Here is a 578-nt window from a genome sequence, read left to right on the forward strand (position 1 = left end):
TGATTCACACCCACCGTCAGGTGATCACTGGCCTGCGCTTCGACCTTGCGATCGGCATAAACGGTGTGATGTTCTTCGGCTTTGAATTCCGTGTAGCTGTTCTTTTCGACGGTGTCGTGCCGTTCGTTGCCAACCCGAATCTTCTGGTCGTGCTCGATGTTTTCGTCCCAGTCGCGCTGGGCGTGCAGGAAGATTTGTTCCTGACCTTTTTTGTCTTCGATGCGCAGTTCGTTGAAGCCACCGCCGCCCATTGAACTCAAGGTCTTGAAGGTGCTGCGCGTCTTGTTCGCCGGCAGGGCGTAGGGGACGGTGTTTTCCTTGTGGTACAGGCAGCCGCTGATCAGCGGTTGGTCGGGGTCGCCTTCAAGGAAGGTGACGAGGACTTCCATGCCGATGCGTGGGATGGCGATGCCGCCGTACTGGGCGCCGGCCCACGCTGAGGATACCCGCAGCCAGCAACTGGTTTTGTCATCGGCTTGGCCTTCGCGGTCCCAGTGGAATTGGACTTTGACGCGGCCGTACTGGTCGCAGTGGATCTCTTCACCTTTGGGGCCGGTGACCACGGCGCTTTGGCTGCC

Annotated in this window: 1 protein-coding gene; it reads right to left on the reverse strand. The window is 59.2% G+C overall.

Annotation, left to right across the window (positions count from 1 at the left end):
- The coding region (gene tssI, locus ACP7EE_RS27595) for a type VI secretion system tip protein TssI/VgrG (protein ID WP_426238173.1) at positions 1 to 578 on the reverse strand (578 nt) is incomplete at both ends.

It is taken from the genome of Pseudomonas sp. TWP3-2, from assembly GCF_049897765.1.
In the GTDB taxonomy this organism is placed as follows: domain Bacteria; phylum Pseudomonadota; class Gammaproteobacteria; order Pseudomonadales; family Pseudomonadaceae; genus Aquipseudomonas.